The 14,274-nt window shown below is 61.4% G+C and carries 10 protein-coding genes and 1 pseudogene; 4 read left to right on the top strand and 7 right to left on the bottom strand.

The window, feature by feature from the left end:
* Positions 1-5 precede the first annotated feature (5 nt).
* Genes FFH90_RS13645 through FFH90_RS13630 form a run of 4 tightly spaced genes read right to left on the bottom strand, consistent with a single transcriptional unit; the run spans position 6 to position 4,923 of the window.
* Positions 6-1,046: a YCF48-related protein gene (locus FFH90_RS13645; RefSeq protein WP_111454535.1), complete on the bottom strand. Its 1,041-nt coding sequence runs from the start codon at positions 1,044-1,046 to the stop codon at positions 6-8.
* A gap of 12 nt (positions 1,047-1,058) precedes the next feature.
* Entirely contained in the window at positions 1,059-1,853 is a 795-nt protein-coding gene (locus tag FFH90_RS13640) for an SDR family NAD(P)-dependent oxidoreductase (protein WP_019578593.1), read from the bottom strand.
* Positions 1,854-1,879: 26 nt separating this feature from the next.
* Complete coding sequence (locus FFH90_RS13635) at positions 1,880-3,370, bottom strand: aldehyde dehydrogenase family protein (protein ID WP_138867350.1); 1,491 nt, start codon at positions 3,368-3,370, stop codon at positions 1,880-1,882.
* A gap of 11 nt (positions 3,371-3,381) precedes the next feature.
* Complete coding sequence (locus tag FFH90_RS13630; protein ID WP_111454537.1) at positions 3,382-4,923, bottom strand: acetolactate synthase large subunit; 1,542 nt, start codon at positions 4,921-4,923, stop codon at positions 3,382-3,384.
* Between the two features lie 248 nt (positions 4,924-5,171).
* Between FFH90_RS13630 and FFH90_RS13625 the strand changes: the two genes are divergently transcribed.
* A complete protein-coding gene (locus FFH90_RS13625) occupies positions 5,172-5,930 on the top strand; it encodes an IclR family transcriptional regulator (protein ID WP_018927853.1) in 759 nt (252 codons plus the stop codon).
* Positions 5,931-5,979: 49 nt separating this feature from the next.
* On the opposite strand, the gene FFH90_RS13620 is transcribed toward FFH90_RS13625, so the two are convergent.
* The 3 genes from FFH90_RS13620 to FFH90_RS13610 form a co-directional block, all read right to left on the bottom strand.
* The gene (locus FFH90_RS13620) at positions 5,980-7,305 is read right to left on the bottom strand and encodes a hypothetical protein (RefSeq protein WP_177431119.1); all 1,326 of its coding nucleotides are present in this window, start codon (positions 7,303-7,305) and stop codon (positions 5,980-5,982) included.
* Between the two features lie 3 nt (positions 7,306-7,308).
* Positions 7,309-8,742, bottom strand: a complete 1,434-nt coding sequence (locus tag FFH90_RS13615; RefSeq protein ID WP_138867349.1) for an aldehyde dehydrogenase family protein — start codon at positions 8,740-8,742, stop codon at positions 7,309-7,311.
* 89 nt (positions 8,743-8,831) lie between these two features.
* Positions 8,832-10,280 (bottom strand): APC family permease, encoded by a 1,449-nt coding sequence (locus FFH90_RS13610; protein ID WP_138867348.1) that lies wholly within the window; start codon positions 10,278-10,280, stop codon positions 8,832-8,834.
* 265 nt (positions 10,281-10,545) lie between these two features.
* Between FFH90_RS13610 and FFH90_RS30675 the strand changes: the two are divergent.
* The 3 genes and pseudogenes from FFH90_RS30675 to FFH90_RS13600 all read left to right on the top strand — a co-directional run.
* Positions 10,546-11,817 (top strand): annotated as a pseudogene (locus FFH90_RS30675) (HAMP domain-containing protein); the annotation flags it as partial.
* A gap of 102 nt (positions 11,818-11,919) precedes the next feature.
* Positions 11,920-12,675, top strand: a complete 756-nt coding sequence (locus FFH90_RS30670) for a methyl-accepting chemotaxis protein (RefSeq protein WP_372240863.1) — start codon at positions 11,920-11,922, stop codon at positions 12,673-12,675.
* 86 nt (positions 12,676-12,761) lie between these two features.
* Entirely contained in the window at positions 12,762-14,270 is a 1,509-nt protein-coding gene (locus FFH90_RS13600) for an MFS transporter (RefSeq protein WP_138867346.1), read from the top strand.
* Positions 14,271-14,274: the final 4 nt, after the last annotated feature.

Here is a 14,274-nt window from a genome sequence, read left to right as displayed (position 1 = left end):
ATACCTCAGCTTTTTTTGACCACGGATTGATGCCCTGCCTTGATCTGCGCCACTGCGGGGGTCCAGAGCACGTCAGCGATCTCACTGAATTCGCGCCACTGTTTCTGCCAGCCATCACCGCCATTCCCGGAGGTGAACAAGTGCCCGTACTTGGTTCCCGCAACGATCTGTCGCGGATTTTCCGGGTTGAAGGCAATGGCCCAGACGCAGGAATTGGGTTGTTGCGGCAGGGGCAGCACTTCCCAGCTGAGCGCAGCATCACGGGACACCAGGATCTTGCTGGTGGTACCGGGCGTGCCATCGGAAATACTCAGGTACAGGTCGCTTTGCGTGCCCAACGGCGCGTTCATGGCGCGCATGTAGTACAGGCCGAACGCTTCTCGACCGATAATGCCAGTCCAGGTCAGCCCCTCATCCAGGCTGCGGTAGACGGCGTTGACGCAGACCACCACGATGACTTTCTGACCATGATTGGGCAGTACCAGAATGTTGTGGACATCCGAGTTGTAGTCCCACAGCAGCCGATCATCGACGCGCGTCCAGCTGTCGCCACCGTCACGGGAGTGGAATAACCCACCCTCTTCAAGGCCGAACCATAGCTGGTTGCGGTCGGTCGGGTCATAGGTGAAAGCCAGCAGCCGTGGGCGGCTGACTCCGTCGCAGAACTCCGGAATCTCCACCGGCGCACGGTCCCAACTGAGACCACCGTCCAGGGTCCGCCACAGTACGGCGCGCGAAGGTGCACCGGTGCCGACGAAGATCCGTTGCGCGTCCTGCGGATCGACGGCGACTTTCCAGACCGTCTGCCCGTTGAACGGCGAATCGACCCGCTGCCAATGGCCGCCGGTGTCGCGGCTGACACACAAACCTACGTCCGTGCCGGCGTAGATCACCTCAGGCTCGCCGGGGTGCACGCTCAAGGATCGAGTGATCGCGTCGAACTCCAGATCCTGGCCCAGGCCCAGGCGATGCCAGGTCCGACCCTCGTCGGCGCTGCGGATCACCGCCTGCCCTACCGTGGCCACTAACAGGGTTCCGTTACTCATCGCTGGTGCTCCTCAGATGTAGATACCGCGGGTCAAACCGCCGTCGATGCCGATGGATTCTCCGGTCACCGCGCCAGCCTTCGGCGACGCCAGGAAACCAATCAGCCAGCCCATTTCAATCGGTGCCAGGGTGCGGCGAATCGGCGTCGCGTCGATGTAGGCCTGCTCAACCTGTTCCGAGGTCTTGCCTTGCTTGACCGCTTCGCGCTCGTACAACTCCTGGATGTGCGGGGTATCCACCACGCCGGGATGGATCAGGTTGACCGTGATGCCCGAAGGGCCCAACTGGTCGGAGAGGGTTTTGGTCATGTGGGCGATCGCCAGGTTGCGCATCCCCGAGAGGACTTTGCTGCTACGCCCGGTGAGGCCGCCGATGTTGATGATGCGACCGAAACCGCCGGCCTTCATGTGCGGGGTCACTGCCTTGGCGCAACGGAAGTAGCCGATCACCTTGGTGTTGAGATCCGACAGCAACTCGTCGTCGCCGGCATGTTCGATGTCATTGCGCACCACGCCGGACGGCGCTGCGGCACCGTTGACCAGGATGTCGATGCGGCCGAAGTGTTTGTGCGCGGCTTCGACCATGTCAGACACGGCCGACATCTGATTGGTGTCGCAGTACAGCGGCAGCACTTCGTTGCCGGTCTGAGCCGTGATCTCTTCGGCAGCCTGTTGGAGAAACTCCATGCGGCGTGCGCAGATCACCACCTTGCAGCCCTCTTCGGACAGAAAACGTGCGACTTCCTTGCCGATACCCATACCGCCGCCGGTGACGATGGCCACGCGGCCTTTCAATTCCAGATCCATAGCATTTCCTCTTGTGATTATTCGGTTCAGGCGAGATCGACGAAGACGCTCTTGGTCTCGGTGTAGGCATCGATCACGTTTTTACCCATTTCCCGGCCCCAGCCAGATTGCTTGTACCCGCCGAACGGCGAAGCCGCGTCGACCACGTTCCAGCAGTTGATCCACACCGAGCCCGCCTTGAGCTGCGCCGCCACGCGGTGCGCCGAGCGCAGGTCGCGGGTCCACAGGCCTGCTGCGAGGCCATAAGGCGAATCGTTGGCGCGCAGCACCAGGTCGTCGATTTCGGTCCAGCTCATGACGGTCAACACCGGACCGAAGATCTCTTCGCGGGCGACACAGGCACGTTCGGCGCGATCAAGGAACACGCTGGGCGCAATGAAGTGGCCGCGCTCCAGGTGGGCGGGACGGCCGCCACCGCAGATCAGTTCGGCGCCCTCCTCCTGACCACGTTGCAGGTAGCCTTTGACCGTGCTCAATTGGCGGCCCGACACGAGTGGGCCCATGCTGGTGGCCGGGTCCAAACCATTACCGAGCACGTGGGCGGTGGCATGCCGCTCAAGTTCTTCGAGCACCTGATCGAGCACACTGGCGTGCACGTATAAACGTGAGGCAGCCGTGCACACCTGGCCCTGGTTGTAGAAGATGCCGTCGGCGGCACCTTTGGCGGCGCGCACGATATCGGCGTCCGGCAAGATGATGTTCGGCGACTTGCCGCCCAATTCCAGCGAGACCTTTTTCATGTTGCTGGTGGCCGCCTGAGCGATCAGCCGGCCGACGTGGGTCGAGCCGGTGAAGGCGATCTTGTCCACGTCGGGATGCTGCGCCAGCGGTCCGCCCGTTTCCGCGCCAAGACCGGTGATCAGGTTGACCACCCCCGGTGGAAACCCGGCGGCCTCGATCAACTGCACCAGTCGAATCGCAACCAGCGGCGTTTGCTCGGCGGGCTTGAGCACCGCGACACAACCTGTCGCCAGCGCTGGGCCAAGCTTCCACACGCACATGTTCAACGGGAAGTTCCACGGTACGATCAGCGCGCACACACCCACCGGTTCACGCAAGGTGTAGTTGAGCATCGGCGCACCGCTGGCCGGCGATACAGGCAACGTGCTGCCTTCGATCTTGGTCGGCCAGCCGGCGAAATAGCGAATGATGGTCGCCGCACTGGCCGCTTCACCTCGAGCGGCCGAGATGGGCTTGCCGTTCTCCAGCGTGATCAACTGCGCCAGCTCCTCGCGGTGCTGATCCAACAGGACCGCCAGTCGAAACAGCAGCAGACCGCGCTGGGCGGGAGACTGCAGCGCCCAGGCGCCGTTGAACGCTGCGCGGGCTGCCGCAACGGCCGCATCTACGTCACTCGCGTCACCTTGGGCCACTTCCGTCAGGGTTTCTTCAGTTGCCGGGTTTTCCACGGCAAACCGTCGGCCAGCGGCGGCGTCCTGCCAACTGCCACCGATAAACAGGCGGCCAGGCTGGGACAGAAAATGTTGCACAGCAGGTAGCACTTCGAACTGTTTCATCATCGACTCCTTCACAGCGCCATTTCGATCAGGCAAGGACCACCGTCGGCATTGGCATTGGCCAGCGCCTGTTGCAGTTCGGCATTGGTGTGCACCGTGCAGGCCGGCACACCGTAGCCCTTGGCCAGCGCTTTCCAGTCAATCCGCGGGCTATCGAGCACCGTCAGGCGCAGGGCTTCGGGGCCCATTTCAGTCATGCCGAAGCGGCGCAGTTCGTTCTGCAAAATGGCGTAGCGATGGTTGGCGGCAATCAGGATCACCACCGGCACCTGCTCACGGGCGATGCTCCACAGGGTTTGGATGGTGTACTGGGCACTGCCGTCGGATTGCAGGCAGAACACGCGATTGCCCCGCTCCGCCAAGGCGGCGCCGAACCCCACCGGAATGCCCTGGCCGATCGCGCCACCGGTATTGGTCAACACCCGGTGCCGCGCGGCGCTAGCAGAGGCGGTGAAAAACGGATAGCCACAAGTGCCGCCTTCCACGGAGACAATGCTGTCGTCCGGCAGCGATGCGGCTAAAACCTGGCCGATGGACTGAGGTGTGAGCTCGGCATGGCCTGGCGGCAGTTCGATGCCCATCGGCGTCGGCACGTAGGCCGGTGCATTGAGGGCATCGGCCAGCGCCGTCAGCGCGCCGGCTACATCGTCACCGACATCGGCCAGCGTCAGCAGACGCTCACGCTCGGCGAGGCGCGACGGGATGCCTTCGTAGCCAAAATAACTGATGGGCTCCGGCACCCCGGCACACACGACCTGGTCGTACTGCTCAAGGATTTCAATGGCCACTTCCGGGAAGTACGGCAGGCGATCCAGATCCGGCAAACCACCACCACGGTAGCTGAGCCGTGGAAAGGTCTCGGCAAACAGGCGCACGCCAGGCAGTTGGGCCAGGCGCCCCGCTGCTTCCAGACCGGCAACCGACAACCCCTCATCCCCGACAATAAACACCAGGCGCTGCCCGTCACGCAGTGCCTGTGCCACCGTCTCGACCCGGTCACCGGCAAACCGGCGAATCGGCGCCCGCATCGGAGCGAACACGCCGTTGTGCGTCACTGCGCTGGCTTGCAGGTCCATGGGCAGAATCAGGCTGGCGATCTGCCCTTTGGCCTGCCAGGCCGACCGCACCGCTTCCTGCAAATCTTCGCCGATACCCGACGCCGTGCGCGAGGTGCGCACCCAACCGGAGACAGTCCCGGCCAAGGCCTGGATGTCACTGGCCAGCGGCGGATCGTAGTTGACATGCCATGACGCGTGATCACCGATCACGTTGACGATAGGGGTATTGGCACGACGTGCGTTGTGCAGGTTGGCGATGCCATTGGCAAACCCGGGGCCCAGGTGCGTCAGGGTCATCGCCGGCTTGCCGGCAATCCGGCCATACCCATCCGCCGCCCCCGTGCACACCCCTTCGAACAACGACAACACCGGCTTCAGTGCTGGTGCGCTGGCCATGGCCGCCACCAATGGAATTTCGGTGGTTCCGGGGTTGGCGAAGCAGTATTCGATACCGCTTGCCGCTGCCGCATTCACTATCAGTTGCGCACCATTCATTTTCAGCCCTCTTGCTTGAGCATTTGCAGTGATGAGATTTATCACACACAAATACTCAACCAACAAGCATTAAATTCGTATTTGTCTCGTTTTGTGAGATTTATGCGATTTTATTTGCACCAGAAAGACTGCCGAGATTGCGTTTTTCTCTCACTGAGGTAGTGTTGCGCCAGCGCTTGGCGCTTCTGCGGGATGTCTGGTCTACGCCGGAACGAAGCACGCGCCCTCCCCCCGTCTTTAGGAACGAAATGAGTAGCCTGAGCAAATTGCTGAGTGTCTTGGACCTGTTCGGTCCACAGACATTGAAAATCGACCCCGACACCATTGCCGAGCGCATGGGCCTGTCACGTGCGACCGTGTACCGCTACGTCAAGGATTTGTGCGACGCCGGCCTGCTGACCCGCGTGGACGCCGGCAGTTATGGCTTGGGACCGCGAGTCATCGAACTGGACTGGATGATGCGTCAGTACGACCCTATCCTCGTTGCCGGGCGCGAGTTGATGCACGAGCTGTCCGCGCAAACCGGCCTGGCCGTGTTTGCGAGCGTCTTTTATGACGGTCGCATCATCAACACCTACATCGCCGAACCCACCGACACCTACCACTTTGCGTTCGGGCGCGGGCAACCGCTGCCGTTCTTTCGCGGCGCGCAATCCAAGGTGTTGATCGCCTTTCAGAAAGGTCGCCGTTTGCAACGCTTGTTCGACGAGCATATGGCCAACGACCCGGACTGCCCTTATGACTGGTCAAGCTTCTCCAAGGCCGCGAAAAAGATTCGCAAGGACGGTTACTGCCTCACCCATGATGAACTCAACCTGGGCTTGACCGGCATCGCCGCGCCGATCATCCAGACGGACATCGACGAAGTGGTTGGCAGCCTGTCCGCCGTCGGCAGCACGCAGAGCTTCAAGCTGCTGCGCCAGGAAACCGTGATCGAAATGGTCATGGATACCACTCGGCGCATCGCCGAAAACATGCGTAATCAGTCGAACACCACCACGCCCTAGCCTATGGACAAGCCGCCGGTCTCTTACCGGGGACGCGGCGGATGTGCGGTCAGAACGGAACAGCCACCGTCAATTGGCTGTACAGGTTGGTGCCATTGCCGCCGACTTGATTGCCACCCGTGGTTGAGTCCTGATCGGGTTTGTAGAGGCCAATCAGCGGGGTAATGATCAAGTGCGGGTTGGCTGCCCATTCGGCGTAGATATCCAGCTCACGGGCATTGAGGTTCAGCGCGTTGTTTTTACGCACCGTATCGAAATCGAAATACAGCGCGCCCAAGGTCAGGTTTTCCAGCGGAGTGGCCTTCAGACCGACGTGCTGAATGCTGGTATTGCTGTTGAACGGCCCGGCGTAGTTTCCGGCGACTTCGCCCTGGAACCAGGTGCCGTAGCCCATGCTCAAGCCAGTGAACAGCGGATCCCATTTCTGTGAATAGCGGGTATAGCGATAGGTCACCTTGGGCGCCCAGGCGGTATCGGCGAAGGTGTAGCCCGCTTCGCCGTACCAGGCTTTCTCAGGCCCGGCGTCCTTGTCCTGCCAGGCGTATTCGAACGCCAGGCTGACGTTCTCGATGCCCGCATCGCCTTCACCGCGAACGCTGTAGACGTTCATGCCTTTGCGCTGGCGTTGAAAGTCGGTGGCCCATTGATCGCTCACGTCGATGCCGTGTACCCAGGTCAATCCGATCGTACCCGGCTGGGTGGTGTAATCCAGCGTGCCGGCGGCCAGTTCGGTTTCGGCCTGGACGCGGTTGTCGGATTTGAGCCACACCAGACTGCCGTGCAGGCCATCTTGCCCACCCAGGCGCAACAGCGCGGTTTGATCGAACGCATGCCGTGCAGCCAGGTAATAAGCGCCCCCACGGTTCATAGTGCCATTGGCCGGACCCTCGCCCGGGTTCAGTCCGTCATCGTTGATCAGGAACCCTCGGCCCAGCTTGACCACCTGGCGCCCGCCGGAAATATCAACCCCGTCCTTGCCTAACGCAGGGAACAGGTCGCCGGAGCGCCAGCCCAGGTAGGCGTCTTCGATCTTTGTTGTGCGCTCAGTTCCCAGGGAATTGCCGCCTGGGTCGCCGTCGCCCCAGGTGGCGGAACTGACCAGGGCGAATGCCCCATATGCAGTGCCATTGCCCGCCAGGGACTGGTCGCCACTCAAGCCGTATTTGATAAAGCCTTCGCGCCAGGTAGATCCACCGGGTGTGCCGTCGTAGTTCTTGCGACTGTTGAACTGGCCGAACACGGCGGTCATGTCTGCGTTGAGGTGACGGCCCTCATCACTGTACAACTCATAGGCCTGGGCCTGATTGATGGCGCATAGCACCAATGTGCACACAAGCGTGCTACCAAACACGGGATGGCGTGATGGATTGCGCATGGCTCAAGCTCCTTGTGGTGCGCTTTTAAAGGGGCGGACAAACAGCAGTTGCTGGCCAGTGAACTCCAGCAGCCCCTCAAGGCCGAACTCGACGCCAAACCCGGACATCTTGCTGCCGCCAAACGGCGTATTCGGCTGAATCTGCGCGTGGCAATTGACCCAGGCAACGCCGCTTTCCAGGCGGCTGGCCAGTGCCTGGGCCTGCTCGACATCCGGCCCCCAGACCGATCCGCCCAGCCCCATGTCGCCGGCATTGGCGCGCCGCAGTACATCCTCGACATCCCGGTACGCGATCAAAGGCAACACAGGACCGAACTGTTCCTCGTCGACCAGACGCTGGCCATCTGTCACGTCCGCGACCAGGGTCGGCGGATAAAAGAAACCGGGGCGATCCAGACGCGCGCCGCCGCACAGCACGCGTGCGCCTTGTGCCCGCGCGTCAGCGACCAGCGCGTCGACAAGCTCCAATTGCTCAAGGTTTTGCACCGGTCCAAAGGTGACGCCAGCTTCCAGGCCATCGCCCACCACTTGGCGCGTCGCAATCAGGGTCAGCGCATCAGCAAAGGCCTGGTACTGCGATTCGTGGATATACAGGCGCTTGAGGGCCGCGCAGGTCTGGCCCATGTTGAGAAACGCCGCCTGGAAAATCTCCTCGACCACCGCCTCAACCGACGTACCGGGCAGAACGATTGCCGCGTCGTTACCACCCAGCTCCAGCGTCAGGCGCTTGAGGTTGTTGGCGGCGCCGCGCATGACGCTTTGTCCGGTGGCGGTCGAGCCGGTGAACACAATCTTCTGAATGCCGGTGTGCGAAGTGATTGCGCTGCCGAAACCTTGCTCACCCGTCAGGCAATTGATCACGCCGTGAGGCACATGGCGGGCGATGATCTCCACCAGGCGCAAGGTGCTCAGCGGGGTCAGGCTCGACGGTTTGCTGATCACACAGTTACCGGCTCGCAGCGCCGGCATGATGTGCCAGACGGCGATCATGAATGGCCAGTTCCACGGCGTGATCGACGCCACCACACCCAAAGGCTTGCGATGCAACTCGATCCGCTGGGTGGGGGTTTCCTCCACCAGCTCCACGGCAATCTCCTGCCCGGCCGCATAGCGGGTCCAGGCGGCGGACCCCATGACTTCGGAAAACGCCAGTTCCAGTGGTTTACCTTGTTCCAGCACAATCAGTCGGGCCAGTGACTCTGCCTCCCGCTCGATATCCGCCGCAACCGCCAACAGGCGCTCGCAACGGTCTGCGTGGGTGCTGTGCCGCCAGCTTTTGAACGCCGCTTGTGCAGCGTCGACCGCCTGGTCGAGTTGCGCCAGCGAGCCGGCGGGGCATTGGGCGAATGCAGCACCGGTGGCCGGGTTGATCACATCAAACTGGCCCTGTTCACCGGCGACCTGAACGCCATTGATGAGCATCTTGTAGTTGTGCATTTGAAACCTTCCTTTCACACACTGACGAGCCATGCCGAGCAACGGCAGGCTGGAATTGTCTGGTTAGTCGAGCAGTAACGAGTGCGGCCTTAAAGCTTGTGGCTGCCCAAGGCGAGAAACCGTTGCGGGGAGATCTTTCGCAAGCGCGCGGCGAGCATGACGCCGATGATCAGGGCCGCGGGAATGATGGCGCAGAGTCCGTAGGACAACAGCTGGCTGGCCCCGGTCAACACGTCGAAATGCACCACCGCCAGTCCCAGCACGAGCACCAATGCCAGGGAGGAGAAAACAGGCAGGATGCGCCCACGCCATATCCCGACGTTAAGCTCGGGATGACGCTGAAAGTAGACGCAGACCGCTACCGACGTCAGCGCCATCAGTAAAATGACGCAGAGGGTGGCGAGGTTGGAGAACCAGGCGAACAGTTGCAGGATCGGGTCCGCATCCAATGCAGCGAAAATCAGTACCACCACAGCAGCAATCAGGCTCTGCAACACTGAGCCCATATGGGGGCTCTGATGCACGCGGTGAGTGGTGCCCAACAGACTGTGCAACAGGCCGTCACGGCCGATCGCGTAAAAATAACGCGCCGCGGCGTTATGAAAGGCCAGGAGGCCGGCATAGATACTCACCATGAACAGCACCCGGATAATCTGAGTCAGCCAGGGGCCGACAAAGTGATCGGACATGCCATAGATAAACGTCGTGGGATCCTGCAAGGCCTGCAGCATCGGCACGATCTTGTCCGCGCCCACGCCCACCACCATCGACCACACCGACAGCGCGTAGAACCCGCCGATCAGCAGCACCGAACTGTAGGTGGCAATCGGAATGGTACGTTTAGGGTTTATGGCTTCTTCACCGTAAATGGTGGTGGCCTCAAAGCCGATGAATGCCGCAAAGCAAAACAGCAGGCCGATGGACGGGGTACCGCCGAGCACATGGGCGCGGTCGAATGCATCAAGGTTGATGCCGCTGTCGCCGCCGGATTTGAGGATGGCAAAATCCAGGATCAGGATCGCCAGGTACTCGGCGATTACCACCACCGACAGCACCCGCGCAGAAAGGTCGATCTTGCGATAGCCCAGAATCGCAATGCTCGCCATCGCCATCAGCGAGTAGGACCACCACGGCAACACCAGCCCAAATACACTTTCCATGGTGCCACTGACGACCCCACCGAACATGCCATACAACCCGACCTGAAGAATGTTATAGGCAAACATCGCCAACACCCCGGCCGCGCCGCCTGCCAGGCCACCCAAACCACGTGAGGTGAACGCATAAAAACCGCCGGCATTGGTCAGGTGCCGGGACATGGTGGTGTAACCCACCGAGAACGCGAGCAGCACCAGCAACGCCAGGATCAGCAATGCCGGAGTACCGGCACCGTTACCCAGCATGATGCCAATCGGGAAGCCACCGGCGATCACACTTAAAGGACTCGCCGCCGACACCACGAAGAAGATGATGAACCCGACGCCCAGGGCGCCACGCTTGAGCTCCGTGGAGCTGTTGATCGAGATAGGTACACTCATGTTGTTGACCTTATTGTATGAGGCAGTCGCTGTTGGGGTGGCCCGATTGAATTCCATCGGCACCAATTAGCGTTTTGTTTTAGTTGCGCGCTGAACTCGATCCTATGCCCGCCCCTGAACCGCTCGCTATCCCAAATCGGTAGCATCCGAGGCGCCGCCCCAAAACAGGTCGATGCGGCACCCGCAATCCGGCAGTCCTTGCCGATTCGGGATAACCGGCTGGCCGTTCCCTCCCGCATGCTAGCGTCACCCGCTCTATACCCAGATGCCGGCACCGATAATAAAAGCGAGGGCCTGGTCCACAGCCCATCGCAGCCAAAGCCCTCTGCAGGAAGTCCCAGTCATGCGTTTAGCTCATCTCACTATCCAATGGCGGATCACACTCCTGAGCGGACTGTGCCTGTTGGCTGTCGTCGGCGCGCTGGTAGGCACCTCGGTGTACCAGAACCAACAAAGTGCAAAATTGCTGAAGGAGCAGAGCAGTCACCTGCTCGGGCAAGCCGCCGTGGAGCGCTTGCAAGCCCAGGCCGCTGCCCATGGCCAACAGGTCGAACGCTTTTTCAACGAAACGGCGCTGTATAGCGAAGGATTCGCGCAACAGGTTCTGCAACTGCGCGATCAAACGCTCAATGGACGCCTCACGGCTGGGCAATTGCGCGAAGCGCTGATCAGCGTGACCCGTCAGACATTGCTCAACCGCGAAAAAGTGCTCGGCCTGTACGTCATCCTTCTGCCTGACGCGTTGGCGGGCGCAGACGCTAATTTCGTCGGGCAACGTGCACTGGCGAGCAACGAAAAAGGTCGTTTTGCGCTGTATTGGTCACAGAGCCAGCCGGGACAATTGGTCCAGGATGTGCTCACCGAGGCGCAAATCTTCACCAACACAGCGCCCCCCGGCAGCGAACCGACAAACGTCTGGTACACCTGCCCTCAAGCTCAAAGGCGCACGTGCGTGGTGGAGCCCTACACCAGTGAGGTGGAAGGCCAGAAAGTCCTGATGAGCAGCATTTCTGTCCCTCTGATCGCCAACGGCAAGATCCTCGGCGTGGTCGGCATAGACATTGGCCTCGACACGCTGCAAAAGCTGGCTGCCGACCTCGGCCAGGACCTGTATCAAGGCAACAGCGAAGTGGCCATTGTGTCGGCCTCCGGCCAGGTGGCAGGACGCAGCGGCGAAGTCTCCGGGACCACCCTCGATATACGCCAGGCTCTGCAACCCGTGGCAGGCAATCCACTCTGGCAACTGGAGATCAAGGTTCCCCAAGCCCTGGTGCAGGCACCCGCCCGGCAAATGCAAAGCGAACTGGACGACAAAAGCCGCCAGGCCAACTGGCTCAACCTTTGCCTGGGGGTATTGGCCAGTTGCCTCGGCATGTTGCTGATCTGGCTGGCCGCCTACGGGGTGACACGCCCGCTGCTGAAGGTGGCAGGCCTGCTTGATGCCATCGTCGATGGCGATGGTGACCTCACCCAACGCCTGCCCGCCGGGCGACGCGACGAATTGGGCCAATTAGCCAATGGGTTCAACCGTTTTCTGGACAAGTTGCAGCCAATTATTCGCGACATTCAAACCGCCTCCCTGGATACCCGCAACAGCGCCAATACCTCGTCGGGGATTGCCCGGGAAGTCAGCGCAGGGATGCAACGCCAGTACCGCGAAGTGGAGCTGGCCGCGACCGCGCTGCACGAAATGAGTGCCAGTGCCCAGCAAGTGGCGCGCCATTCCCACGGTGCCGCCGACGCAGCGACAGCCGCCGAAAGCGCGAGCCGATCAGGTCAAGCGGTGTTCTCCATCGCCGAAAGCAGCATCGAAAGCCTCGATCAGCGTCTGGACACCACCCTTAAGCAAGTGCATGCCCTCGCCAATAGCAGCACCCAGATCGGCCAGGTGCTGGACGTCATCAGCACCATCGCGCAGCAGACCAACTTGCTGGCGTTGAATGCGGCCATCGAAGCGGCCAGAGCGGGCGAACAGGGGCGCGGCTTCGCGGTGGTAGCCGATGAAGTCAGGCACCTGGCCAGCAACACCCAGAGCTCGGTCGAACAGGTCCGCACGGTGATAGAAATGTTGCAGCAGTTGAGCCAGGAGGTGGTGCACAGTACCCAGCTGAGCCGCGAGCAAGCCGGCAACAGCGTGATCCAGGTGCAACAGACCCGTACGGCGCTGGAGAATATTTCCCAGGCCGTGGATGTGATCGAGCAGATGAATCAGCAGATCGCCAGCGCAGCCCTGGAGCAAAGCACGGTCGTGGAAGATATCAACCATCGGGTCAGTGGCATTCGCAGCATCAGCGAAACACTGACCAAACGGATGAGCGATGCCTCAACGGCCAGTGACTCACTCCATGAAATGGCCAACCATCAACAGCAGCTTGTCGGCCATTTTCGAGTGTAAAGGGGCACGGCAGGCTACCTGCCGGTGCTGACGTCTTGACTGAGTGACAGTTGCCGGCTTTCGACCATCGTTCATCGAGCCCCCCCATGATTCCCCCACGTCGTTGGCTGATCCTGGCCATTATTTCCAGCGCATTGCTGCTGATCGTCATTGATATGACGGTGTTGTACACCGCCCTGCCGACACTGACCCGTGAGCTCGATGCCTCGGCCTCGCAAAAGCTCTGGATCATCAACATCTATGCATTGATCGCTGCCGGGCTGCTGTTGGGCATGGGCACACTCGGTGACCGCCTCGGGCACAAACGCCTGTTTATCGGCGGGCTGAGTGTGTTTGGCCTGTTCTCGCTGATCGCGGCCTTCTCGCCATCGGCCAGCGTATTGATCGGTGCCCGCGGCTTCCTGGCTGTCGGCGCGGCGATGATGATGCCGGCTACGCTGGCCATCGTGCGGTTGACGTTCGCCGACCCGCGCGAGCAGGCGATGGCATTCGGCATCTGGGCATCGGTTGCCTCAGGGGGCGCCGCGTTCGGCCCGGTGGTGGGCGGCCTGCTGCTGGAGCACTTCTGGTGGGGCTCGGTATTTCTGATCAACGTGCCTATTGTGCTGGTGGCATTGGTCCTCGGCGCGGTGTTGATCCCGAATCACCCGGGGGATGCCAAAAAGCGATGGGACTGGCTGGGCTCGCTGCAGGTCATGATCGGGTTGATCAGCCTGGCGTATGCCGTCAAGGAACTCGGTAAACGGGCGCCCTCCTTCGACGGCATGCTGGTGGCGGTCGTGCTGGGTGCGCTATTTCTGACACTGTTCATTCGACGCCAACGCCGTGCCGCACAGCCGATGCTCGATCTGGCGCTGTTCACTGCACCGGGCTTCAGAAATGCCGTCATTTCAGCAGTCGTGTCGGCCGCTGCGTTGATCGGCATGGAACTGGTGTTCAGCCAGCGCCTGCAACTGGTACTCGGCATGTCGCCGCTGGAGGCGGCATTGTTCATCCTTCCCCTCCCACTGGGCTCCTTCGTCGCAGGGCCGCTTGCCGGTTACTACCTGCCGCGCCTGGGAAACCGGCGGATGCTGTGCTGGACGTTGCTGCTGTCGTCAGCCGCGATGCTGAGCTATCTCTTGCTGTACAACGCTGCGGTTTACCTGCAAGTCGCCAGCCTTGCCCTATTGGGCTTGACGATTGGCGCTGCACTGACCGTTTCGTCCAGCACCATCATGCTCAGCGTGCCCGCCGATAAAGCCGGCATGGCCGCCTCCATCGAGGAAGTGTCCTTTGAACTGGGCGGTGCTGTGGGTGTGACGCTGGCGGGCAGTCTGTCATCGGCGATTTATGCGTATTCGGCGGGCCTGATGATTCCGGCATGGCTGACCCTGAACCCCGCGACATTCGAGAGTCTCGACGACGCGTTGGTCGTCGCCGAGACGTTGTCACCCGAAGGCCGCGCGATGCTGAGCGCATTCGCCCGTGCGGCGTTCGATGCAGGCTTCGTTGCCGTGCTGGCAGCGTCGGCAGTCCTGCTGTTGATCGCCTCGCTGCTGGTCATGCTGAGCAGACAGGCGCAGCCGCGCGAGGTCGCAGACCTTCCTTGGTAAGCAA

This window comes from Pseudomonas sp. ATCC 43928 (genome assembly GCF_005938665.2).
In the GTDB taxonomy this organism is placed as follows: domain Bacteria; phylum Pseudomonadota; class Gammaproteobacteria; order Pseudomonadales; family Pseudomonadaceae; genus Aquipseudomonas.
The sequence above is the reverse complement of the archived record's forward strand: the minus strand, read 5'-3'. Positions and strand labels throughout refer to the sequence as shown.